This window comes from Bacillus kexueae (assembly GCF_022809095.1).
Lineage (GTDB): Bacteria > Bacillota > Bacilli > Bacillales > Aeribacillaceae > Bacillus_BZ > Bacillus_BZ kexueae.
This window is the reverse complement of record NZ_JALAZE010000003.1, coordinates 99,632-123,590: the sequence shown is the minus strand read 5'-3', so window position 1 is coordinate 123,590 and position 23,959 is coordinate 99,632. Positions and strand designations below refer to the sequence as shown.

General features: G+C 37.8%; 23 protein-coding genes. 1 reads left to right on the top strand and 22 read right to left on the bottom strand.

Annotation, left to right across the window (positions count from 1 at the left end):
- Positions 1-66 precede the first annotated feature (66 nt).
- The 9 genes from ML543_RS08115 to spoIIGA form a co-directional block, all read right to left on the bottom strand.
- Entirely contained in the window at positions 67-843 is a 777-nt protein-coding gene (locus tag ML543_RS08115) for a YlmH family RNA-binding protein (protein WP_243387005.1), read from the bottom strand.
- Positions 844-1,207: 364 nt separating this feature from the next.
- A complete protein-coding gene (locus ML543_RS08110; protein ID WP_243386754.1) occupies positions 1,208-1,471 on the bottom strand; it encodes a YggT family protein in 264 nt (87 codons plus the stop codon).
- A gap of 6 nt (positions 1,472-1,477) precedes the next feature.
- Positions 1,478-1,933, bottom strand: a complete 456-nt coding sequence (locus ML543_RS08105) for a cell division protein SepF (RefSeq protein WP_243386753.1) — start codon at positions 1,931-1,933, stop codon at positions 1,478-1,480.
- 18 nt (positions 1,934-1,951) lie between these two features.
- Positions 1,952-2,623, bottom strand: coding sequence for a YggS family pyridoxal phosphate-dependent enzyme (locus ML543_RS08100; RefSeq protein WP_243386751.1), 672 nt, complete (start codon positions 2,621-2,623; stop codon positions 1,952-1,954).
- Positions 2,620-3,453 (bottom strand): peptidoglycan editing factor PgeF, encoded by an 834-nt coding sequence (pgeF, locus tag ML543_RS08095; RefSeq protein WP_243386750.1) that lies wholly within the window; start codon positions 3,451-3,453, stop codon positions 2,620-2,622. Before pgeF ends, ML543_RS08100 begins: the two co-directional genes overlap by 4 nt.
- A 71-nt stretch (positions 3,454-3,524) precedes the next feature.
- Positions 3,525-3,791 carry a YlmC/YmxH family sporulation protein gene (locus tag ML543_RS08090; protein WP_243386748.1) on the bottom strand — a complete coding sequence of 89 codons (267 nt, stop codon included), beginning with the start codon at positions 3,789-3,791 and terminating at the stop codon, positions 3,525-3,527.
- 312 nt (positions 3,792-4,103) lie between these two features.
- Positions 4,104-4,928, bottom strand: coding sequence for an RNA polymerase sporulation sigma factor SigG (gene sigG / locus ML543_RS08085; protein WP_472924422.1), 825 nt, complete (start codon positions 4,926-4,928; stop codon positions 4,104-4,106).
- Between the two features lie 102 nt (positions 4,929-5,030).
- The gene (sigE, locus tag ML543_RS08080; RefSeq protein ID WP_243386746.1) at positions 5,031-5,750 is read right to left on the bottom strand and encodes an RNA polymerase sporulation sigma factor SigE; all 720 of its coding nucleotides are present in this window, start codon (positions 5,748-5,750) and stop codon (positions 5,031-5,033) included.
- A gap of 22 nt (positions 5,751-5,772) precedes the next feature.
- Entirely contained in the window at positions 5,773-6,696 is a 924-nt protein-coding gene (spoIIGA, locus tag ML543_RS08075) for a sigma-E processing peptidase SpoIIGA (RefSeq protein WP_243386745.1), read from the bottom strand.
- Positions 6,697-7,205: 509 nt separating this feature from the next.
- On the opposite strand from spoIIGA, the gene ML543_RS08070 reads away from it, so the two are divergent.
- Positions 7,206-7,406 carry a hypothetical protein gene (locus ML543_RS08070; protein ID WP_243386744.1) on the top strand — a complete coding sequence of 67 codons (201 nt, stop codon included), beginning with the start codon at positions 7,206-7,208 and terminating at the stop codon, positions 7,404-7,406.
- A 799-nt stretch (positions 7,407-8,205) separates the two neighbouring features.
- Here the strand turns inward: ML543_RS08070 and ftsZ are convergent.
- The 13 genes from ftsZ to ML543_RS08005 form a co-directional block, all read right to left on the bottom strand.
- Positions 8,206-9,345 (bottom strand): cell division protein FtsZ, encoded by a 1,140-nt coding sequence (ftsZ, locus tag ML543_RS08065; RefSeq protein ID WP_243386743.1) that lies wholly within the window; start codon positions 9,343-9,345, stop codon positions 8,206-8,208.
- A gap of 39 nt (positions 9,346-9,384) precedes the next feature.
- Positions 9,385-10,677 carry a cell division protein FtsA gene (gene ftsA, locus ML543_RS08060; RefSeq protein ID WP_243386742.1) on the bottom strand — a complete coding sequence of 431 codons (1,293 nt, stop codon included), beginning with the start codon at positions 10,675-10,677 and terminating at the stop codon, positions 9,385-9,387.
- 188 nt (positions 10,678-10,865) lie between these two features.
- Entirely contained in the window at positions 10,866-11,228 is a 363-nt protein-coding gene (locus tag ML543_RS08055) for a small basic family protein (protein ID WP_243386741.1), read from the bottom strand.
- Between the two features lies 1 nt (position 11,229).
- Positions 11,230-11,898 carry a DUF881 domain-containing protein gene (locus ML543_RS08050; protein ID WP_243387004.1) on the bottom strand — a complete coding sequence of 223 codons (669 nt, stop codon included), beginning with the start codon at positions 11,896-11,898 and terminating at the stop codon, positions 11,230-11,232.
- 277 nt (positions 11,899-12,175) lie between these two features.
- Positions 12,176-12,877, bottom strand: a complete 702-nt coding sequence (locus ML543_RS08045; RefSeq protein ID WP_243387003.1) for a DUF881 domain-containing protein — start codon at positions 12,875-12,877, stop codon at positions 12,176-12,178.
- Entirely contained in the window at positions 12,867-13,670 is an 804-nt protein-coding gene (locus ML543_RS08040; RefSeq protein ID WP_243386739.1) for a cell division protein FtsQ/DivIB, read from the bottom strand. The genes ML543_RS08045 and ML543_RS08040 overlap by 11 nt, the downstream gene beginning before the upstream one ends.
- Before the next feature lie 151 nt (positions 13,671-13,821).
- On the bottom strand, positions 13,822-14,733 hold the full coding sequence (murB, locus tag ML543_RS08035; protein WP_243386738.1) for a UDP-N-acetylmuramate dehydrogenase: 912 nt from the start codon (positions 14,731-14,733) through the stop codon (positions 13,822-13,824).
- A gap of 24 nt (positions 14,734-14,757) precedes the next feature.
- Positions 14,758-15,855, bottom strand: coding sequence for an undecaprenyldiphospho-muramoylpentapeptide beta-N-acetylglucosaminyltransferase (gene murG, locus ML543_RS08030; protein WP_243386736.1), 1,098 nt, complete (start codon positions 15,853-15,855; stop codon positions 14,758-14,760).
- 699 nt (positions 15,856-16,554) lie between these two features.
- A complete protein-coding gene (gene spoVE, locus ML543_RS08025) occupies positions 16,555-17,655 on the bottom strand; it encodes a stage V sporulation protein E (RefSeq protein WP_243386735.1) in 1,101 nt (366 codons plus the stop codon).
- Between the two features lie 54 nt (positions 17,656-17,709).
- Positions 17,710-19,062 (bottom strand): UDP-N-acetylmuramoyl-L-alanine--D-glutamate ligase, encoded by a 1,353-nt coding sequence (gene murD, locus ML543_RS08020; protein ID WP_243386733.1) that lies wholly within the window; start codon positions 19,060-19,062, stop codon positions 17,710-17,712.
- A gap of 1 nt (position 19,063) precedes the next feature.
- Complete coding sequence (gene mraY / locus ML543_RS08015) at positions 19,064-20,038, bottom strand: phospho-N-acetylmuramoyl-pentapeptide-transferase (protein WP_243386731.1); 975 nt, start codon at positions 20,036-20,038, stop codon at positions 19,064-19,066.
- A 97-nt stretch (positions 20,039-20,135) separates the two neighbouring features.
- A complete protein-coding gene (locus ML543_RS08010; protein WP_243387002.1) occupies positions 20,136-21,617 on the bottom strand; it encodes a UDP-N-acetylmuramoyl-L-alanyl-D-glutamate--2,6-diaminopimelate ligase in 1,482 nt (493 codons plus the stop codon).
- 226 nt (positions 21,618-21,843) lie between these two features.
- Positions 21,844-23,772, bottom strand: coding sequence for a stage V sporulation protein D (locus ML543_RS08005; protein ID WP_243386730.1), 1,929 nt, complete (start codon positions 23,770-23,772; stop codon positions 21,844-21,846).
- Positions 23,773-23,959: the final 187 nt, after the last annotated feature.

Sequence of the window (23,959 nt, the reverse complement as noted above, 5' to 3'; positions counted from 1 at the left end):
TCTTTACTAATCCAATTATAAATCATAATTCGACATATTGAACAAAAATCCTTCCAAATTGGAAAATTATTTTTGTTTCCCGACAACAATCCTCCACTTTTCTTTTTTCGTTTTTCCTTCAATTGAAAGAACTTTACTCCTACCATACCCACGAATGGAAATTAAATCCCCTTTTTCAACTTCAAATGATGATTCTTCCACAACTTTGAAATTTACCTTTACAAGACCATTTTGAACAAGTAGCTTTGCTTTTTGTCTAGACAAATTATAGATGGATGCACACACTGTATCTAATCGAAGTGAGGAAGCGGTCGTCACTTTCTCATCAAAGTCGATTTTTGGCACTTGAATATTTTTGTCACCGATTCGTTTTAAGGAAATATTTAATCGACCTACTTCTTTAAAGTTCATTTCAACATATGATGCGATTTCATCTGCAACTATGATTTGTATAGTATCTTCCACTAATAAGATGTCACCAAACTTTTCTCTTTTAATTCCTAACGACAGGAGTGATCCTAGCAAGTGCCGATGTTCAAGTGTAACGAATTTTTTTGGATATTCTACTTCATAAAGAGCAAGGTGAAAGTCTTCTTTTTCAACTATATAGTAGTCTGGATAAATAAGAGCACGTTTTCGCTCAACGTCCTCATGTCCACCGAAAAAGGAAACTCGAATGTCTCCTTGCTCTCCAATTATACTTTGAGTTATCCATTGCTCTCTAGGATCTAAAAAGGCGGTTAATTTGGGACTATATTGCGTTTCTACTTGCTCTTTCCAGTTCAGTACTGTGTCAATGAATTGTCGTTCACTTTCGCGGAAATGTTGATAAATGTTCTCCATTTTAAAACACTCCATTTTTATTGGCATAAACTCTTTATAGAAGGCTGCGTTCGTATAGCTTGTTGTTTTTCCACTCATATTTTTATGACTCCTTATCATTGCTGAAAGGACGCTTGCTTTTTGCGGGGAGACCTGTCTAGTTCGTCTCCATTTTTCTACAAGCCTCATCGGTATGTGCCTGTGGGGTCTTTTCCTCCACATCCCACGAGTCAAGTCGCTCCATTACATTGGATGAAAACGATACTGAACAATGTAATTTGTACACTTTAAAACAACAAACTTTTTGAAAAGAGCCTTATGAAAAGAAGAGCCTCTTTTTCATTTTTCTTCTGCTTATACAAGAAAAAAAGAGGCTGTAGCCTCTTTAAAATAACATTTGATTTAATGCAAATAAGCCTCGTTGAGCAAAGTTTAACGTCAATAAAGCGACGATTGGTGAAATATCAATCATTCCTAACGGAGGAATAAAACGACGGAACGGCTCTAAATAAGGCTCACAAATTCTTGCAAAAAATTGGCCAATAGCAGATTCTCGAGCGTTTGGAAACCAGCTCATCAATATGTATATAATAACGGCATACGAATAGAGCCCAATAAGTTGACTTAAAATCCCGATTACAAAGTTCATTCTCTTTTACCACCTTTGCCTTTCTTCATCTGCTACAAAATCTGAAATCGAACCTGAGACATCTACATTTTCAGGCGTGCATAAAAAGATATCCATACCTACTCGTTGAATATCTCCACCAATTGCATAAACCGTACCACTTAAAAAGTCAACGATCCGTTTTGCTTGATCACGGTTAATTCGCTGAAGATTAACAACGACAGCTCTTCTGCTTTTTAAGTGATCCGCAATCTCCTGTGCTTCAGAATACGCTCTCGGCTCGCACAATATTACTTTAGTCGATTTTTGAACACTTTGCAAACTTACAACATTTTGTTTTGCTTGTGGTTGTTGTGGTTCTTGAGCAAAGTTTCTTTTCCCAAATGGACTTTCCACCTGTTCTTCATAGGTTTCTTCTTCTACGTATTCGTACTCGTCTTCATCAAATCCAAAGTAACTTTTGAACTTATTTTTTATACTCATTTCTATTCACCTCCAAATTTATTCACCGACAAGGGATGAACCAACTCGAACGAACGTTGCCCCTTCCTCAATTGCAATGTGAAAATCATTTGACATTCCCATTGACAATTCTGTACATGGAGCATATGGGAGATGTAAAGCTTGTACACGCTCTTTTAACTCCCTTAACGTTTGAAAACAGCGGCGAATTTTGTCTTCGTCATTTGTGTACGGTGCCATCGTCATTAAACCAACCACTTCAATATTTGTATAAGGCTCAAGTTGTTTGACGAATTCAATCACTTCTTCTTCCATCAAGCCATGTTTAGACTCTTCATCGGATGTTTTAACTTGTACAAAACATTTTATTGTACGATTGGCTCGCTTATTAATCTCTTTTGCAAGAGAAAGCCGGTCTAACGAATGAATGTAATCCACGTACTCAATGATTTGCTTCACTTTTCGAGACTGTAGTGTCCCAATAAAATGCCACGTTGCATTGTTTCCAATCTCATTATATTTCGCTAAAAAGCCTTCATCTCGGTTTTCACCTAAATGATGGATTCCAGCTTCAAGCGCTTCTTTCGCTCGGTCGATGGAGACGTATTTCGTTACCGCAATAATTCGTATATCCTCTGCATGGCGATTTGCCAATTCACATGCCTTTTTTATTTTATCTTGAATCACTGCTAAATTTTCTGCAACAGTCAAGACTCATCCTCCTCAAAACCTATAAAACTCATCATTCTTCCCGTACTCCCTTTATCACGTCTATGGGAGAAGAAAAGCTCTTCATTACAACTTGTACAATCTTTTGAAACTAGTATGTGATTGGAGTCAATCCCATTTTTCTCACAAATGATTTGGTTCGCTAACTTTAAATTTAAACGGTATTGACCTGTTGAAACTTCTTTAAATGTATGTCGAGCCTGATCCCCTAACAAAGTGGTCAACGCCTCAATCACTCGATCATCGACGATGTAACAGCACTCTTCTATGGAAGGCCCAATCGCAATATAAATATCGTTCGTTGACACACCTTCATTTTTCGTCCAAGTTGATATCATCTGACCAACAATGTTTTCAACAGTTCCCTTCCAACCAGCATGGACAATCCCGATTAATTGATGAGATGGCGCATAAAAATAAACTGGGACACAGTCCGCGTAACATAATGCTAACATGATCCCTTTCTCTCTCGTATACAGGCCATCTGTTGCTTTAATCGCATTTTCATAGTTGAAAGCGCCCTTCCCTTTATCACTTTTTGTCACATGATGGATTTGCGCTTTGTGAACTTGATCACTAAAAACCCACTGATTGAGAGGGATACGAAGAATCTCCGCTATTTTTTCACGGTTTTTAATGACGTTCGAGTCTATATCGTTTACATGTAACCCAACATTTAACGAGTTATAGCCATTTACCGAAGTTCCACCAACTCGTGTTGAAAATCCAGCCTTTAGAGAAGCATCAAACGATTCCCATTCCTTGATCATGAGCGTCGACTCATTTTGACGGAAAAAAGGTTCTGTTTTCATTTATACCTTCCTTTTCGACAAATATCCTTTCTTTATTTTACCACATGTCATACTAAACGACAGACTTCTTTTTATTTTTCTGGTTCAATCGTTTCCGTTACTTGCTGCTGAATCCGAACAAGGATGACGTCCTCACCAATTTTAACAATGTTTCGCCATGGAATGATGATTTCTTCTCCTTTTCCGAAAAACCCCAACATTTTTCCACTATTCCCAATAATAATTGCTTGAATTTTACCGTTTGTTACATTTATATCAATATCATCAACGTTCCCTAAACGTTTTCCATCAGACACGTTGATGACATCCTTCATTTGAAATTCAGAAATATGCATCATCGCTTTTCCCTCCATTCCCCTCTTTTCATACATATGAAACATTGAAACTTTTCATGAATAGGGAAGGTTTATAAGATTGAAAATCACTTAAGAAAAGCGCAAAGCGCAAGTCCTTAGGCGAAGGGCGCTAGAGGACCTGCGAGGAGGGTTCCGTCGCCACAGCAGGGCCGAAGCGACCCGAGCTGATGGCGCTTGGAGCTAGACACCAGAAAATCTGTAAAGAGAACACTTTATCACTTTATTGAACTTAACCTTTCTGTAACAATTAAAAAGGGTGGTGAATAGCCCTTGTAGACTATTCACCACCCTTCGTTATTGTTGGATGTTTTTATTCATTTGTTTAATGGCTGCTTTCTCCAGACGGGATACTTGTGCTTGGGAAATCCCAATTTCCTCAGCAACTTCAATTTGCGTCTTTCCTTGGAAAAACCGTTTACGTAAAATCAATTTTTCCCTATCATTGAGTCGCCTCATCCCTTCCCGAAGAGCTAATTCTTCAATCCAGTTGGAGTCACGATTTCGTTCATCACTTAGCTGATCCATAACATAAATCGGGTCTCCCCCGTCGTTATAAATCGGTTCAAATAGCGAAACAGGATCTTGAATAGCATCTAAAGCAAAAACAATTTCTTCGTGTGAGACATCTAAAACCTTGGCAATTTCTTCTGCGCTCGGTTCTCTAGATGTTTGAAGCATCAGCTTTTCTCGAACTTGTAATGCTTTGTAGGCAATGTCTCGTAATGACCGTGATACGCGTATAGGGTTATTATCCCGTAAGTATCTTCTTATTTCGCCAATAATCATTGGTACAGCATACGTTGAAAACTTCACATTTTGACTTAAATCAAAATTATCAATTGATTTCATAAGCCCGATACAGCCTACTTGAAACAGGTCATCGACAAATTCGCCTCTGTTGTTAAAACGTTGAATCACACTCAATACTAGTCGTAAATTTCCGTTGACGAGCTTTTCACGTGCAGTAATGTCTCCACTCTGCATTTTACGAAAGAGTTCACGCATTTCTTCATTTTTTAAAACAGGTAATTTTGATGTATCTACTCCACAAATCTCGACCTTATTTCTTGTCACTATGTTCCCTCCTAACAGGAGTTCTTGCTGTACTACGATAAGTATCTCCTTTGAAGGGAAAAATATGCACAAGCCATCTGACTCAGAAAGGTGGAGTTGGGACAACTTCTTGATATTCAAGGAAAATTCAAGAAAAAAATTTTTTCCTTAAACCATTTTGTTAAATTCTTTTTGCAATCGTTTGATGATACGCTTTTCTAATCTTGATATATAAGATTGGGAAATTCCAAGCATATCCGCGACATCTTTCTGCGTTTTTTCCTCTCCTCCTCTTAACCCAAATCGCAGTTCCATAATTTGTTTTTCTCGTTCATTTAACTGTTCTAATGCTTTCATCAATAACTTTCGGTCCACATTAGCTTCTAAATCTTTCGTAATGATGTCTTCTTCAGTACCAAGAACATCGGATAATAGCAATTCATTTCCATCCCAATCAATATTTAAAGGTTCATCAAAAGATACTTCTGATCTAATTTTATTATTTCTACGTAAGTACATGAGAATTTCATTTTCAATACAGCGTGAGGCATACGTTGCAAGCTTTATTTTTTTCTCTGGATTAAACGTGTTGACCGCTTTAATTAAGCCGATTGTCCCAATACTAATTAAATCTTCAATGTTAATCCCAGTATTTTCAAACTTTCTTGCGATGTAAACAACGAGGCGTAAATTTCGTTCAATTAAAATGGAACGTGCTGTCTGATCACCGCTCGGGAGTTTTTTTAACAACACTTCTTCTTCATCTTTTGTCAATGGAGGAGGCAATGCTTCGCTTCCACCGATATAATATATTTCATCCGTTTTAATTCCAAGCTTAATAAGGAATTTATACCAATAATACGTTAAATAAAACCGAATTTTTCTCATTTTCCTCCCCCTTAATAATCGGTTAAGATACGTTCTTTATTCTTCCTGATTGAAGCATCTTCGGATGAACAATACACTCATAGTTTCCATCCGCGGAAAGTGAACGTCCATTTAACCCAACGAATACTTTTGAAACAACAATTGTTTCTGAATTCTTTTCAATTGTCACTTCGTCTGGCTTAAAAGCAACAAGGAATTGGTGGTCATTACCCACACCACGATAAGGGATAATCCTTAACTTATTAAGCCAATTTGTGTCTACTTCATGCATCTTTTCAATTGGATTGTCATCTTCGATAATCGCTAAAATCGAAGGAGGGATTATATGTTGCACTTTTCCCGTTTCGATAATCATGACAGGGGTTTTAGAAATTGGGTCATACAATTGATTCCCGCTATCAATCAACCCTTTTACCGTTTCCACCTTTTCATTCAATCGGATTGTCACTTGAACGATTTGATCATACTGAATTTTTGTCATCTCAACTTGATCAAATTGATGCCTAGCATAATACCATGCTATTGGGAATCCAATTAAGACGAACGTCCAGCTAATCGGATCTCCAAAACTATTCGAATTCGTTAACAGGACACTGTCTTGAAACACCATGCTAAACTCGAAGAAAAAGTACGTACCAAGCATCCCCCCACCTACTACAAACGATACGAAGTAGAAACTTAATAAGTTTTGAAAAAATATCCGAAATCGACCAAAACCAAATGCTAAAAGAACAATGAAACAAGAAGTCAATAACTTTGCTATAGGATGACTTGCCAATTGTCCATATGGCGTGAATAAAAAAAGTACCATAGACGAACCGAGGAGCGATGCGGTGATGATTTTCCACCATCTCAGCTTTCTTTTTAAAATCAAACCGGTTAACAATATAAGGAAAAGATCAAAGAAAAAATTTAATAACCATATGACGTCTAAATAAACGGTCAATGAAACCTTCCCTTCTATCATAGATTTCTGTTGGACGCACTTATGTTTGTCATAAGTATAAAGGACAGACAGAGGGAAGTCTGTCACTTTACGACGAAGAAATTTCTGTTATTTTGGCAGATATTCGGTAGTTACGTCGAGTTATTTCAGAAGATGATGGGTTTTACCGTACTGCCGATTATTATTTATGTAGGTTTTACGTAAACATCGTTGCTTTCGGCGGGCAACATGTTACGTTTCGGATCCTAGTGTCTAGCGAATCAAATTGGTTAGTGGCCTCAGTTTTCAAAAGAGTCTCTATCTGGATAGTCAGTTTTTCTCTTCAGCCAGCAGAAGTCATCTGTAAACACCTTATCCTTTAAGTACCTTTGATATGACCTTATAGAAAACGGAACGAGTAGTACAAAATACCGATGCACTACCCGTTCCACTTATTATCCTTCTATATTAACGATGATTTTTGTGTACAACGACCAAAATAGATACATAGCTTATGAACCACAAACATAATGGCAGCTCCAACCAATAAATCAATTTTGAATGAAGCATTTACAGGTACAAAACATATATCATTAGAAAAGAGATTAGTTGCTGTAAGTGCATTTGGACTGAGAAAAGCTCCACTCACTAACGATAAGCAAGCTGGGAGTAATGCTAATAAAAATATTAAAGAAAACATAAAACCATTCGATCGTGGTATAGACAAATAACACCGCCAACAAAAAAACGATAATAGGAACAGAATTGAGAGAAACAAGTCGTGCATATAAGGTATTTGATGTAAAAGGAAAAGAAATTGTGGTATATGATAAAAGAGTAATAGAACACTAAATATCCCAATAATCCAACAAAAAAGGTTGTTGGATATATTTTTGGTCAAACTGAAGAATTGTAGGACGATTAATGGACTGATAAAAAGGAAAATGCTTAACTGAACCATATGATGAGTAATAAACCATTCAAAAAAAGCTACTTCACTCGTATAAAATAAAAAGAAAAGAAGTAATACACTAATGCAGAGAATCAATGTCATTTGTCTTGTACTCGCTTCCTCCTTTCTATTCAAGCATATAAATGCAAAAAGTAAGATCCATAAAAATTGATAAACAACTTGCCATTCATCTGTAACGAATAACAAATAGAGCATCCACCTCTCCTATTCAAAGTCTTTCCTTCTTCTATATTATCCTCCCCCTGTTTTTCCATATGTCAAAAACAATATAAAGACAAAATTTCGCATTCGAATAAATACAATGGACAAACGTACGGGGATTCCATTTAGCAGGCTGGATAAATATTTATAAAATTTTGCTCGGAATTTTCTTACTTCCTTGAGTTTATCAAGTACATATTTTTGAAGTTTAACGGAGAGGTTTTAAAAGGAGTTGAACGAATCTCGTCATGAATGTGAGACGTTCAGATAAAGGTAGAAAAAGCCTAGCTTTCTTTTCGTTATAAATAAAGAAGCAGATGAAGATTAAAACTCCATCTGCTTCTATTAAGCATGAATTATCTTTTTTTGCGGTTACGCAAAAACGTTGGAATATCTAACGTATCTTCTGCTTGCTGTACCGCACGATTTGTCATTTCTTGTTGAATCTCTTCTCTTTTTGGTTCTCGTTTTGGCGCAACTGGCTGTTGCTTGACTTGCGCAGTGTTTGCAAATGGTCTTGTTTGTTTTACAGGGTTTACTTCTGCCTCTGTAAATCCAGTTGCGATAACCGTAACAACAATTTCATCTTTTAAGTTCTCGTTAATAACAGAACCGAAAATCATATTTACATCTTGATCAGACGCGGAAGCAACGATATCAGCCGCTTCTTGCACTTCATAAAGACTTAAGTTTGTTCCACCTGTAATATTCATAAGAACACCTTGTGCCCCATCAATTGACGTTTCAAGTAACGGGCTAGAAATCGCTTTTTTAGCCGCTTCTGCTGCGCGATTTTCCCCAGTAGCAACACCGATTCCCATTAGAGCAGAACCTTTGTTAGACATTATTGTCTTTACATCGGCAAAGTCTAAGTTAATAAGTCCTGGAACAGCGATTAAGTCAGAAATACCCTGAACACCTTGACGAAGTACGTTATCAGCTTCTCTAAATGCCTCCAGCATTGGTGTGTTTTTGTCTACAATTTCAAGAAGACGGTCGTTCGGAATGACGATAAGTGTATCAACCGATTCCTTCATAGCAGAAATCCCGCCAGCCGCTTGCATTGCGCGCTTACGACCTTCAAAAGTAAACGGACGAGTGACAACACCTACTGTTAAAGCCCCTAAATCCTTCGCTATTTGTGCAATAACTGGAGCCGCACCAGTACCAGTTCCACCACCCATTCCTGCAGTGACGAATACCATGTCCGCACCCTTTAATGCTTCTTCAATTTGCTCTTTACTTTCTTCTGCAGCTTTTTTCCCTACCTCAGGATTTGCACCTGCCCCTAATCCACGTGTTAATTTCGCACCAATTTGCATCTTTGTCTCTGCTTTTGAAAGGTTTAGCGCCTGTGCATCTGTATTTACAGCAATAAATTCTACTCCTTGAACTCCATGTTCAATCATTCGGTTTACAGCGTTGTTTCCGCCTCCACCGACACCGATTACTTTTATCGTTGCAAAACCGTCAATATTCGTATCAAACTCCAACATGCGAATCCTCCTAATCCATCAATGCTTCTATGCTTACAATTATTCAAAGAAATAACCAAAAAACTTTTTCACACGGTTAACCTTTTCTTCATTTTTCGGTTTCGGTTTTTGTGCTCCTCGTTGAGTCTGAACTGGTTCATTCGGAACGGTTTGTACTACCTTTTCCATCTGTTGAATGTTTGAGCCAATTCTTCTTCCTTGTATTTTTGCATTACGGTAGGCAAATTGAATAAGTCCTACACCCGTCATATATTGTGGATGTCGTACCCCAATGTAATCTGGACTTGCAATACGGACGTTATTTTCCAATACTGCCTGAGCAAGTTCCAGCACGCCGGGAATGTTAACAGACCCTCCAGTTAATACAAAGCCTCCTGGAAGTTCTCTTATCCCTAACTTTCTCAACTGGTGTTGAACAAGTTCAAAGATTTCTTCAAGTCTTGCTTCTATAATATCAGCTAAATGAAGCTGATTAAACTGTTGTGTCTTATCACTTCCGATTGTTGAAACTTCAAATACTTCCTCGTCAGAAGCATGGTTGTAAAAAGCATGTCCGTGCTTCACTTTTACTTGTTCAGCATCATCTGTTGAAGTTCTTAATCCAATCGAAATATCTTTTGTAATATGTTCCCCACCAACAGGTAGCACGCTCGTTGCAACTAATTCTCCTTGGTCAAAACAAGCAATGGTTGTAGAGCCGCCCCCAATATCAATCAGCGCAACGCCTAAATTTTTCTCATCTTTGGACAGCGCCACAGTTCCAGAAGCAAGGGGCTGTAAAGCAATATCTGATATTTCAAGTCCAGCGCGTTCAACACAGCGCAACAGGTTATGTAATATTGTTTTTGACCCAGTAATTAGTAATCCTTCCATTTCTAATCGAACGCCAAGCATTCCTCTAGGATCGTTAATTCCATCCAATCCGTCAACGATAAATTGTGACGGTATACAATCAATAATTTCTCGCTCAGGTGGGATGGATAATACTTGGGCTGCTTCTATTACTCGTTTTACATCTTCATTCGAAATTTCTTTATTTTCACTTGAGACAGCTACTACTCCGTGGCAAGGTTGTAGTTGCACATGATTTCCCGAAATCCCAACTACGACACGCGATATTGGAACTCCAATCATCCTCTCAGCCTGCTCAATTGCTTTTTTAATAGAATGAACGGTTTCATCTATATCAACGATTGAACCCTTTTTTAAACCTTTAGATTTTACGTTTCCGACGCCAATTATGTTAAGTGAATCATCGACCATTTCACCGATAATCACTTTCACATTGGATGTACCGATGTCAAGACTTACGTAAATTTCATTGCTGTTCATTCTATGGCACCTCCTTACCTGTCAAGTCTATTCTATTATTTAGAGAAGAACATTACAATGAAACTAGTATTAAATAATTGTAACAATCAAGGACTATCTTAAATATGACCCTTGAAAGAGAACATATGTATTTTCAAAGTATGTTATATGACTAAATTCAACAAAACCTTTCTTTTCCCTTTAAAAAATTAATTTTTTTTCTTATTTTCTCTCATTGTTTTCCAATTTGAAATAAGAAGTCGGCGAATGACAGCTATGTTTTGAAACAGTCGTACACCGAAGGCGAATACCGCTACTAAGTACAAGTCTACACCAAGATGGACACCTAGAAAAGCCAAACTTGCAGCAAGAATTATATTGAAGAAAAACCCTGTAACAAAGATTAAATCATCGTACATTTGTTGTAAATGAGCTCGAATTCCTCCAACTACGGTGTCTAAAGCAGCCAATATCGCAATTGAAAAATAATTCGCATACTGCGTCGGGATTTTCACGTCACTAACGAACCCTAACATAATTCCAAGTAACAATCCTATGATTGGAAGCCACATTTTACGTATTCCCTTCCTTTTCTAGATTAAGTGGTTCCATATGCTTGACACGTATTGTATCTTCATATGCAGGAACAACAACCATTTGCTCTGGTCTTGTCACGGATAAATTTAAACTATCAATCGCAAAATCATCTTTCAGCGTGGATGCGTGAATGCGGTTATAGAGCTTTTCAGCATCATCCGCAATAATTTGAATCGTAATCGGAAAACGGTTCAAATTGTAACCATCGATTTTCGTCGTTCCATTAATATCACGAATAACCGTTGTGTTTATAACTCTGTGATCATTAATTGAAATATGCTCTGCCCCATATGAATTTAATTCATTGATTGTACGAATTAATAATTGTGGTGATAATTGATAAGTAGAATGACCAGCTAAATCCAATTCAAATAATGGTTCAATGGTTAAAATGACACCTGGTCCGGTAACTTCCGTTAGTCCAGCTTGCTTCTTCAGTTCATCAAGCGTATCGCGCAATGTCGCTTCTGCACTGTCAGCCTGTTCCTGCTTATAACTTTCCACTATTTGTTCATACTTGCGAATTTGTTCTAGCAGATCAATCTGTATTTGTTGTTGTTCTTTTAAATCTGTTCGTAACTCCCAAATATCACGCGTATCGCGAACAACCGGCTCTTGAATGGATTTGTACTGAACTGAGAGCATAAAGCCAAATATGCCGGTTATTAGTGAAAAAGGGATCGCGACCTTCCATGTATAGTGTTTCACCGTAATCACCTAAGCCATTAGTTTTCACCTCAGTTTTGAGGTGGTTTTTAAATCATTTTGAGTAGACATATTGCCTTTCTTTAATGTACTTCTTTAACTATTCGTATACCAGTCTATATCGATACTAAAGGAGCAATCCATTCTATTATTGTAGGATTAGCCTTTGCATAGAGTACAAAACCACCAATCACATTCAATGTAGCATGAATATATTTTAGCTAGCAGGCTGTGTTTGAAGTAATGGTTCCATTTGAATCTCATTCATTTTCGTCACTTCGACTTGTACATTTTCGTACGTTAGCTGATCTAAAACGCCACCAGCAATGTTGAGAGCCTGGGAAAGAACCTCTGGATCTCCTATGGCTGAGATCGTAAACGGTGCAGGAAATTGATTTCCATCAACTGTAACAACTGGACCATTGCAATAAATATAGGAATGGCTTGTAATTCGTTGGCCATTTATCGCAATGGCGGATGCACCGGATATTTTTAATTCATTAATCACTTTAAATAAATGACTTTCATGGACAATATACTGATTAACATTTTCACCATCAGGAATATAGGAAGCATCTTCTAACTTCACTTCAACACCTTTTCCTTTAATCCCAACTTCTCCTACAAACATCCTTAGCTTCTCAACATCTTCAACGAGGTTATAGTATATTTGCTTTTCTTGCTTTAAGTTTTCTTCAAAATCTGTTACTTGTTGTTGGATTGCAAAAAGCTGATTTTGCAATTCATTATTCTTCTCTTCCTGCTCAATTAGCAAATTACGAATTTCAAACTCTTTTTCCCATTGTTCAGATGAAATTTCTTGTTTCGGTGTATTTTGCTTTGTCAGTTGATAAGAGTATGCGATTAGAAAGCCGACAACTACCATCACAATAAAAACGAGAAAGGAATTAACCTTCATTTTGTTCATCGCTTGATTGCTCCTCTGCTTCTCCTTCCATCTGCTCTTTATTATAGGCTTCAAAATAAGACCCAACTTCCAAATGAATAATCCCTTTCATATTCGGGTCAAGTTGACTCACAATTTGCGGGTACGATTTCATCTTATCAGCAAATGTACGAATGGTTGCTAACACTTGATAACCGTCGCTCATATAGATTGTAATTCGTTCACTATCCGTGTCATTCGGTGTATGGTGAATTTCCGATATCGCATTGGAAACACTTTCAGGTAACTCCTTCAATTGAAGTGACATCGCTTGTATCAAATCCGCTTTTTCATCCCAATCTATTAATATTGGTGCATCCGGCACTTTCAATTGCTCTTGTTTCTCTAACAAATCACCATTTTCTAGTATCGGATAAAACATCGAATCTTTAAATACGTACGCCACCCGCTCATTTTCTGTTATAGATAAAATGACAGTGGATGGGAATTTTTTCTTAATTACAACATCATTTACTTGTTTGTTTGATTTTATTGACTTGATAACCTCATCTTCATTTATTTTCCAAAAGCTTGTCTCATTTGTAATTCCACTTAATTCAATGATGGTGGTTTCCCCAACATTGACTGCTCCTTCAACTTCAACATTTGAGACTTTGCTCAATGGAGTTTGTAGATAAATGATAACAAGGATTAACAAGAAGAAAGTAAAAACAAATCCAATAAGCTGTCGATTTGCCTTTTGTCGTCGTTTTTCCTTTAATTGCGGCACGCGGTCTTCCAATGAAATAACCTTTTGCTTTTCCAATCTATGTTCACCTCACCATAGACATAAATGCCTAGGTAAATTATCTCATTCTTTACGTAAAACCGAAAATAAACGGCATGAAATGCCGTTTATTTTCTTATTTCCTATATTAGACATTATACCATAGCCTTCCCTAATAAAGGGGACTGTTTTAAGATTTATGCCCGATAATTTCCACTTCAGTTTCCATTTTAACATCAAATTTTTCTTGAATCGTTTTTTGAATATGAGCGATTAAATCTAAAACATCCTGAGCTTTTGCATCTCCAGCATTTACGATAAAGTTACCGTGCATCTCAGACACTTTAGCTCCTCCAATTTGAAAACCTTTTAAACCCGCTTTTTCAATTAACTGTCCTGCATAATTTGGGAGTGGGTTTCGGAATATACTACCAGCACATGGGAAGTTCCACGGCTGTGTTTCTCTTCGATAATCTTTATTCTTTTGCATCTCCGCAACAATTGTTTCTCTTTCACCTGATTGGAGTTTGAGTACTGCTTCAAGAACAATTCCAGGACGTTTCTTTTGTAAGACGGAAGTTCGATATGAAAATTCCATCTCTTCATTCGTTAACCATTCCATCGTACCGTCCTCAAACAATACATGTGCCTTTACCAATATATTGGACATATCAGAACCGTGTGCACCAGCATTCATATAGACTGCACCGCCTACTGATCCTGGAATTCCACCTGCAAACTCTAAACCAGTGAGACCTTTTCTGCTTTGAAGAGTCGCTAACGTAATGAGCGAGTAACCGCCTCCTACGGTGATTAACTCTCCGTCTTCTTGTATATGGTCCATTCCTTTTCCAAGCTTTATTACTACACCACGAAGCCCTTCATCTAATACGAGAAGGTTAGAGCCTCTTCCGATAGCTCGCCACGGCACATTGTGCTGACGGACAATATCCATCGTTCTTTTTAATTCATCAATCCCATGAGGTTCTACAAAAATATCGGCAGGGCCTCCAACTTTCATCGTTGTATGATTCGCAAGTGGTTCATCTTGCAACACTTTACCTACTTGGGCTTTTTCAAGCTGTTGTATGATATCTTTCATGTTAACACCCCGTTTTACATCTCTTTACTTTTTACTCACTAATCTTTCAATCTCTTTATACAATCTTTCAGCAGCATCTGGTACACCTAACGCTCTCGATGCTTCCTTCATTTGATTTAATCTCGTTTCGTTTAGTAATATTTCATCAATATGCTTAATCAGCGACTGACTTGTTAAATCTTTTTCTAATAAAAGCACAGCTGCCTCATGATCACTTAAACTTCGCGCATTAACTTCTTGATGATTTGCCGTAACGTAAGGACTCGGAACTAAAATGCTTGGTAAACCGAGAGCTGTTATCTCAGCCAAGGTTGTAGCACCTGCACGCGAAACAACAAGATCAACTCCACCTAAAACTTCTGGCATATTATGAATAAACGGCTTAATGATAACATGAGACCCTACGTTTCTGTTTTTCGCTTGTTCCATTACGTGATCATAATGTACTTCTCCCGTCACGTACACCACTTGATAACTTTGTTTTGCAAAATGCGGTAATGCTTCAATGACGGCTTCATTAATAGGGCGAGCTCCACGTGAACCTCCAAAAATTAAAACACATGGCTTCTCACTGTTTAATCCCAGGGATTTGCGTCCTTTTTGCGGATCCTTTCCAATGACTTCAGAGGCGCGTGGATTTCCTGTTAATACTACTTTATGTTCTGGGAAATACTTTTTTGCTTCTTCAAAACAAATCGCTACTTTATCGACATATCGAGCTAAAAATTTATTCGTTAATCCCGGTAAGCTATTTTGCTCATGGATTATTGTCGGAATACCTAATTTAGAGGCAGCATACACAACTGGTCCGCACACGTACCCTCCTGTACCAATAACGACATCCGCTCCGAAATCTTTCAATATTCGTTTACTTTTCGTGACACCTTTCAAAAAACGCACGACTGTTTTCATATTTTCCATCGATACCTTTCGCTTAAACCCTGTAATATGAATGGATTGAAACGGTATACCAGCTCTTTGGACGATGGAGCTTTCAAGTCCCTTTTCCGTACCTATGTATAAAAATTCTACATTTTCATGGTGTTTTTTTATTTCGTTTATTAATGCCAAGGCAGGATAAATATGCCCACCAGTGCCTCCACCAGACACTACAATTTTCATGTTCGTTCCCCCAATAAACCATACATTTGATTGAATTTCTTTTACCTAGACTGTTTTCGTATACATTGTTTCTATTACAAAACATTTTTAGTATAAACTCCTAGCATTACGCTCCATTCAAAGAGTAAATTATACCTTGAATCAATGTATTTTAATGTACTAATATAACATTTCATCTAGTAAACAGCTTATTTGTAAGATATTCCATATTTCACCAAAATGAATATAACCGTTATAAAATCATTACAATACTAGTCGATGGACTATCCAAAAACTATAGCTCTATCTTCGAAATTGAATTCGACTAATTTCATTTTGATGGCGGTCGCATTCCTCAGGCACGGCCAGTCTAGTTTTGGTTCGAGCTGTTCTCATTGGTGTCACCGCCACCTTTTTTATTAATGTTCGTTCAAAAACCAAGTGGAGAAAAACGAGGTGCTTTTCTCCACTTGTTTCATTTTAGGAACCAATTAGACAGCTCCAAGCATTCTCTTATTATTATAACGAATTTTACCGTTAAATCGTTACAACAATTTGACATTTCATTAATAAAATTTCTCTCGTTTTGTAATGTTTATATCAATGAAAACAATTATAAATTAAACGGATCCGTCTCTACGTAAAGCGTGGTGAAATCCATTAACAACCCAATTCTACCACTCGAAACATGTTTCACGAGCTATTTATATTTCTAGTCATCTAGTAGCGAGCATATCGGCTTATATTTAACAATACGCCTATTGCCATTAACATTAATGTAAGAGAAGAACCACCGTAACTTAAAAATGGCAAGGTAATACCTGTAACGGGCATCAAACCTGTCACTACCCCTATGTTAATCATTACTTGAATTGCTATCATAGCAATAATACCAACTGCTAGAAAACTTCCGTATAAATCGGGCGCCCCTAAGGCAATCCGTACCCCTCTCCAAAGTAAGAGGCTGAATAATAACAAAATAAGTGTCCCGCCAATAAACCCTAATTCCTCTGCCAATATAGCAAAGATAAAATCTGTTTGTGGCTCTGGTAAATAAAAAAACTTTTGTCGACTTTGTCCAAGTCCTAGACCAAACAATCCACCAGGACCTATTGCATAGAGTGATTGAATGATCTGGAATCCGCTTCCTAACGGATCTTCCCAAGGATCCAAAAACGATGTAATTCGTTTGATTCGATATGGAGCTGACACGACAAGCCCTGCAAAGCCAATCAATCCAATAATCCCTAGACCGACAAAGTGACTAATTCGAGCTCCTGCAATAAATATCATCACAATACATGTTCCAACCATAACAGTACCCGTCCCTAAATCTGGCTGTAACATAATCATTCCAAATGCTAAAAAAACAAGTGATAAAGTCGGAACAAGTCCTTTTTTTAACGACGTAATTTTCTTTTGATTTTCCGACAAATATTTTGCTAAAAAAGCAATCATAGCTAGTTTCATAAATTCGGACGGCTGAATAGAGAATGCCCCTACACCAATCCAACTACGCGAACCATTTCGGACCATACCTACACCAGGAACTAAAACAGCCACTAATAAAATAAAACAAATGATAAGCAAGACTTTTGACCATGTCCGCCAAGTCCAGTAATCAACGTTCATAATGAAAAACATCGCTACGATTCCTAACCCAGCAAATAATAACTGCCGTTTCGCAAAGAAAAAAGAATCGTCAAACTTATACGTTGCCCATACGGCGCTTGCCGAGTATACCATAATTAAGCCGATGGATAGTAATGATATCGTGATGATTAATAAAATAAAGTCAGGAGTCGATTTTTTCGTTACCAACGTTATACACCCCGTTATACATATTTAAAGGGCGCATCTTTCTCGAACAAGCCCTTATTTTAGCTTATGCACAGCATTGATGAAAATGTCACCACGTTCTTCAAAAGTTTTATATTGATCCCAGCTCGCACATGCAGGTGATAATAAGATGACATCTTGTTCATTAGACAAATCATATGCAGCATAAACCGCTTGTTCCACATTATCGACACGTTTTATTTTTTCTATTCCTAACTCACTCGCTATACGTTCAATTTTCGGCGCGGTTTGACCAAATGTGATAACGGCTTTTACATGTCCCATTGCATCTTTTAATTCATCAAATTCATTCCCTCGATCAAGGCCACCCGCCAATAAGATTGTTGGAGAAGAAAATGCACTTAAAGCTTTCGATGTCGCTAAAATATTTGTTGCTTTCGAATCATTATAAAATCTTCTACCCTTTACAGTTGCTACATATTGCAGTCGATGTTTCACTCCTTGAAACGACGTTAACACCGCTTTTATTGATTCATTCTTCACACCTCGAAGTTTTACAACTGAAATGGCAGCTAAAATATTCTCTAAGTTATGCTCACCTGGCAATACAATTTCGGAAGCTTCCATAATGACCTCGTTTCCGAAATATATTTGTCCTTCATGTATATAAGCACCGTTCACTTTCTGGTTTGTCGAGAAGGCGATAGGTTTTCCCTTCGAATCTTGAACTAATTCTTTAACATTTTTGTCATTTGCATTGAAAACGGAATACTCCTCTGCCGTTTGGTTAAGGTATATCCGTTGTTTCGCCAACATATACTCTTTTTTCGTCCCGTGATAATCCAAATGTGCATCAAAAATATTTAACAACAGGGCGATATGCGGACGAAAGTGAATCGTTCCTAAAAGTTGAAAGGACGAAAGTTCCATTACTACGACGTTGTCCTTCGTCGCTTGTTGAACTACTTCACATGCAACATTCCCTATATTTCCAGCGATTAACGGGTTTTGCCCATCCTCTTTTAACATTTTGTAAATTAAAGTTGTTGTCGTTGTCTTACCATTTGATCCTGTAATTCCAATAATTTCCGCCTCTGATACGTAGTAGGCAAGTTCAACTTCTGTAATTACAGGGATTTTCTTCGCTTGAGCTTGTTTAACAATGATATTGGAATACGGAATTCCCGGATTTTTCACAACCCATTCTATCTTCTCTTGCTCAAGCAAGTCTTCGGGATGATGACCACAAATGACATTAATTCCAATAGCTTCTAATTGCTTTGCAGCTTCGTTTTCCTCATAAGGCTTCATGTCATTTACAATTACATCTGCTCCCACTTTATGTAATAATTGAGCGGCTGCTAAGCCGCTCTTTGCTAACCCTAATACAAGGACTTTTTTCCCTTGAAAATTGTCAATATTTTTCACCTTACATCCACACCTCGATATAGATTCCTAGCATTGCAAAGACTAGTCCAACAGTCCAGAATGTCGCAACTACTCGCCATTCCGACCATCCAAGCAGTTCATAATGGTGATGAAGCGGACTCATCTTAAACACGCGACGACCTGTTGTTTTAAAAGAAATAACTTGAATAATGACCGATAACGTTTCGATGACAAATACACCACCGATTAACACGAGAAGAATTTCTAACTTCGTTAATATAGCCACCGTCACAATCGCCCCACCTAAAGCTAGAGATCCTGTATCTCCCATGAAAACTTTTGCTGGGTGAGCATTAAATACTAAAAATCCTAATACAGCTCCAACTACTGCTACTGAGAAAATGGCGACATCATATTGGCCTTGGTACCAAGATAAAACAGCATATGCCCCAAACGCAACTGCAGCCGTCCCTGATAATAAACCATCTAAACCATCGGTTAAGTTTACGGCATTTGAACCACCAACCAACATGAAAATAATGAGTAGCACATAAGCAATTCCTAAATCAAACGAAACATCCGTACCAGGGATATGAATCTCAGAAGAGAATCCATATCGATTAAATACTAAATAGAAAATAACGGCTATGATAATTTGTCCAATTAGTTTTTGTTTGGAAGTTAAGCCTAAATTTCTTTTCATGACTACTTTTATGAAATCATCTAAAAACCCTAATAAACCATAACCAATTGTCACAAAGAGTAACAAATACATTTCCACACTTGGCTCAGAAAACTTTGATGTCATGACGAGAGTTGTCACCACAATCGAAATAATAATCATGATGCCACCCATTGTAGGGGTTCCTGATTTTTTTTGATGAGATTTCGGACCTTCTTCACGAATGCTTTGGCCGAATTTTAACCTTCTTAAAAACGGGATAAAAATCGGTGAAAGTAATACGCTAATTAAAAAACCCATTAAAATAGTAAAAATCATTACTTGCTCAAGCATAAACTTTTCCCCCTTTCACCGAAATCCCCTGCTTCTTTTCGAACTTTGTATTTATTTTTACCATATGTGTTGTGCCATTAATCCATTCCACTTTCATTTACTCCTCTTTTTCGTTCCTTTTCTTCTTAATTTCTTCAATCGCTACTGCACGATCATCAAACTCATACGTTTCTTTTCCTATGATTTGGTACGTCTCATGACCTTTGCCAGCAATAACAACAGTATCACCAATCTTCGCGTTGTGAATCGCAAACTGAATGGCTTCGTCTCTTTTCACAATGGAACGATAATGTTTACCACGCACACCCTCTTCCATATCCTTCAATATTTGAAGTGGGTCTTCGCTCCTCGGGTTATCCGATGTGAATATTGGCTCTTCAGCATACTTTACAGCAACTTGAGCCATTAAAGGTCTTTTCGTTCGGTCGCGATCTCCTCCACATCCAATCACGACATACACTTTACCTTTCGTAAATGTCCGAACCGTTTTCAAAACGTTTTCTAAGCTGTCAGGTGTATGTGCATAGTCAACGATAACAGAAAAGTCTTGCCCTTCTTGTACAAGCTCAAATCTGCCTCTAACTCCTTTAAGCTGTTCGACAGCTTTTACAATCGTATCTAAGTCCATACCGCTAACCATAGCAGCTGCAACAGCTGCTAATACATTATACACACTGAATTTCCCTACTAAGTTCATAGTTAACGGAACATTCCCGATTGGGGTTAGTAAATCAAATGTAGTTCCATTTGATCCCATTTTAATATTTTTTGCCATTACATCAGAAGGCTGGTCGATCCCGTATGTCACGACATGTGCACTTGTCATCGCTTTATAAAATTCTGAAGCTTGATCATCTTGATTCAAAACAGCAAATTTAGGTTTCTGATGATTAAATGTATTTCCTAGTTGAGCAAATAAAAGACCTTTTGCGTTACGATATTCTTCCATCGTTTCATGATAGTCTAAATGATCTTGGGTTAAATTCGTAAAAACAGCTACATCGAAATCGCATCCGTGTACACGACCCATATGAAGAGCGTGTGAAGAAACTTCCATGAACGCATGAGTAACATCATTTTGAACCATATCATGAAACGTTTTTTGCAATGTTAAGCTCTCAGGCGTTGTATTCTTCACTTCAAATGTTTCGTCTTTTATTTTCATGTACATCGTGCCGATTAAGCCTGTATTTTTATGAGCATGCTTAAATATTTGCTCTAAAATGTGAGTAATGGTTGTTTTTCCATTTGTTCCTGTAACACCAATGAGGTGCATTTTGTGAGTTGGATGATCATAAAACGCATCCGACAGCCGAGCCATTGCTCGTTTCGTATCAGGAACAACAACTACAGGGATGTCAATCCCCTGCAACTTACGCTCTGCAATTATTGCAACAGCCCCGTTTTCAATGGCTTGTTGAACAAAATCATGTCCATCAACCGTAAACCCTTTAATACAAATAAAAAGGCTCCCTTTTTTAACAAGCCTTGAATCCATTTCTATTGACGAAATGGTTACCGTTGGTTCTCCGAAAACGTTATATTGATATAAATGTTTTAATAGAGCCCTTAATTCCATCATTTTCAATCCTCTCAACTTACTTCTACTTCATATATATGTATAGCAGTAACGATGTACGTAAACATTTTAGCTTAAATAACAAAAAAGTTCCATACAACGTAAAAACAATTTATGAACGAAAGTGCAGAAAGGGCTAACGATACAGATGGAAACTGTATTGTGAGCCCAATGTGATGATACTATTACACTGCCTATCTATAAATTCAACTTTCTGAAACTACTTCTATGAATCCTCTTGTTCGTCACCAACAAATACACGAACTTTTGAGCCCTCTTTTACTTTTTCACCTGGTGACGGAGATTGATCAATAACGGTATTGCCTTCTCCACTAATTTCTACTTGCAAATTAACGAGTTGTTGGTTTAGTTCTTGCTTCGTCAACCCTATAATATTCGGTACTTCTACTAGCTTTGTGTCCAGCCATGTATATTCTTTTTCAATTTGTTCTTCCCTTGGTTCTACCTCCATATGCCGAAGACTATCTTCAATAATATTGCCGACAATTGGAGCTGCGACTACTCCTCCAAATTGAACCGTTCCTTTCGGGTTATCAACCGCCACATAAACAACAATCTGTGGATCGTCCGCTGGAGCAAATCCAATAAAGGAAACAATGTGGTTATTCTCTAAATAGGCACCGTTCACAGCTTTCTGAGCTGTTCCTGTTTTCCCTCCGACCCGATACCCATCAACAAATGCTCCTTTCCCCGTTCCTTGAGCAACAACACTTTCAAGCGCATAACGAATTTCTTTTGATGTTTCCTCTGAAATAACTCGTCTTTTAGCAGTTGGTGTAGTTGCACTAGCAGTCTCACCAGTTAAAGGATCTATCCATTCTTTTGCGATGTATGGAGTGTACAAAATTCCTCCGTTTACTGCTGCAGATACTGCCGCCACTTGCTGAATAGGAGTTACCGATACCCCTTGACCGAATGCTGTTGTCGCTAACTCAACCGGTCCGACGTTTTTCTCCGCGAAAAGGATCCCTTTTCCTTCTCCCTGTAAATCAATTCCTGTTTTTTCACCAAATCCAAATTTTTTAATATAACTGAAAAGGGTGGAAGTTCCTAAACGTTCTCCCAACTCGACAAACCCTGGGTTACATGAGTTTTGAACGACTTCTAAAAACGTTTGATGCCCATGTCCTCCTTTTTTCCAACATCTAAGCTTGGCACCGGCTACGGTTGCATGACCTGGGTCATCAAAGGTTTCTTTTTCTAAGTCAACTTTTCCCTCCTCCAATGCAGCTGCTAACGTGATAATTTTAAAGGTTGAACCCGGTTCATATGCACTCCAGATTGGTAAATTTCTGTTATAGACTTGCGGGTCCACTTCTTGATATTCAGCGGGGTCGAAATCCGGACGCGAAGACATGGCTAAAATTTCTCCATTATTTGGATTCATCGCAATCGCAATAGCCCCATCCGGGTTGTATTGAGCCACAGCATTATCCAACTCTCGTTCCACAATTTTTTGAATATCAATATCTACTGTTAATTTTAAATTCAAGCCATCAACAGGTGGTGTATATTCTTCTCCTTCTCCCTCTAAACGATGACCTTTTGCATCAGAATAAAACTGGACATATCCTCTTTCACCTTTTAATTTTTCTTCATAATACAATTCAAGACCCGCTAACCCTTGGTTATCAATTCCCGTGAACCCAAGAACATGAGATAAAAAACTGCCATATGGATAATATCGCTCATTATCTTCAGCGATATAGACACCAGCAAGTCCTAGCGCTCGCACTTCCTCAGCTTTTTCATTTGAAATCTTTCTTCCTTCTTTTATTCTGACACTCATCGCCTGCTTCGTCACATATTGATAAGCCTTCTCTACACTCATATTCAATACGGATGCCAGTTCAGTTGCCGCTTCATTCGGGTCTTCAATTTGACGCGGTATGATATAAACGGTAGGAGCACTTACATTGGTCGCAAGCTTTTCACCATTCCGATCTAAAATTTCTCCTCGCATTGGTTCAAACGGGATGTTCCGACTCCACAAATCTTTTGCTAATGTCGTCAGTTGATCGCCAATCAAAAGCTGTACATACCCCAGGCGAATGTCGATAATAAAGAAAATTAAAAACCCCGCAAATAGGACCGTCACAAGTCTTTTTCGAACGGTAACATTAGATACACGCACAGTCGATACTCCCCTCACACATTGGTCGTTATCGAAACTATATGCGCCGAATTTTCATAATAGAACAAGCCCTACTACTCACGTATTGAATGATGGACATTTGGTGTAAAAAATAGCGGCTGTCCAAAAAGTACAGCCCCTTTCTTCGTAAATTGAAATTCGGTTCATTCAATTATCTCCTCCTCAA

Bases quoted from the DNA above. Each gene is read 5' to 3' on its own strand.
- ML543_RS08090 (WP_243386748.1), bottom strand. From the start codon at position 3,791: ATGATGCATATTTCTGAATTTCAAATGAAGGATGTCATCAACGTGTCT.
- ML543_RS08050 (WP_243387004.1), bottom strand. From the start codon at position 11,898: ATGCTCTCAGTTCAGTACAAATCCATTCAAGAGCCGGTTGTTCGCGAT.
- ML543_RS08070 (WP_243386744.1), top strand. From the start codon at position 7,206: ATGGCAGCTCCAACCAATAAATCAATTTTGAATGAAGCATTTACAGGT.
- mraY (WP_243386731.1), bottom strand. From the start codon at position 20,038: ATGCTTGAGCAAGTAATGATTTTTACTATTTTAATGGGTTTTTTAATT.
- ML543_RS08010 (WP_243387002.1), bottom strand. From the start codon at position 21,617: ATGGAATTAAGGGCTCTATTAAAACATTTATATCAATATAACGTTTTC.
- murG (WP_243386736.1), bottom strand. From the start codon at position 15,855: ATGAAAATTGTAGTGTCTGGTGGAGGCACTGGTGGGCATATTTATCCT.
- murB (WP_243386738.1), bottom strand. From the start codon at position 14,733: ATGAAAGATATCATACAACAGCTTGAAAAAGCCCAAGTAGGTAAAGTG.
- ML543_RS08055 (WP_243386741.1), bottom strand. From the start codon at position 11,228: ATGTGGCTTCCAATCATAGGATTGTTACTTGGAATTATGTTAGGGTTC.
- ML543_RS08045 (WP_243387003.1), bottom strand. From the start codon at position 12,877: ATGAAGGTTAATTCCTTTCTCGTTTTTATTGTGATGGTAGTTGTCGGC.
- ML543_RS08115 (WP_243387005.1), bottom strand. From the start codon at position 843: ATGGAGAACATTTATCAACATTTCCGCGAAAGTGAACGACAATTCATT.
- sigE (WP_243386746.1), bottom strand. From the start codon at position 5,750: ATGAGAAAAATTCGGTTTTATTTAACGTATTATTGGTATAAATTCCTT.
- ftsZ (WP_243386743.1), bottom strand. From the start codon at position 9,345: ATGTTGGAGTTTGATACGAATATTGACGGTTTTGCAACGATAAAAGTA.
- ML543_RS08105 (WP_243386753.1), bottom strand. From the start codon at position 1,933: ATGAGTATAAAAAATAAGTTCAAAAGTTACTTTGGATTTGATGAAGAC.
- ftsA (WP_243386742.1), bottom strand. From the start codon at position 10,677: ATGAACAGCAATGAAATTTACGTAAGTCTTGACATCGGTACATCCAAT.
- ML543_RS08110 (WP_243386754.1), bottom strand. From the start codon at position 1,471: ATGAACTTTGTAATCGGGATTTTAAGTCAACTTATTGGGCTCTATTCG.
- pgeF (WP_243386750.1), bottom strand. From the start codon at position 3,453: ATGAAAACAGAACCTTTTTTCCGTCAAAATGAGTCGACGCTCATGATC.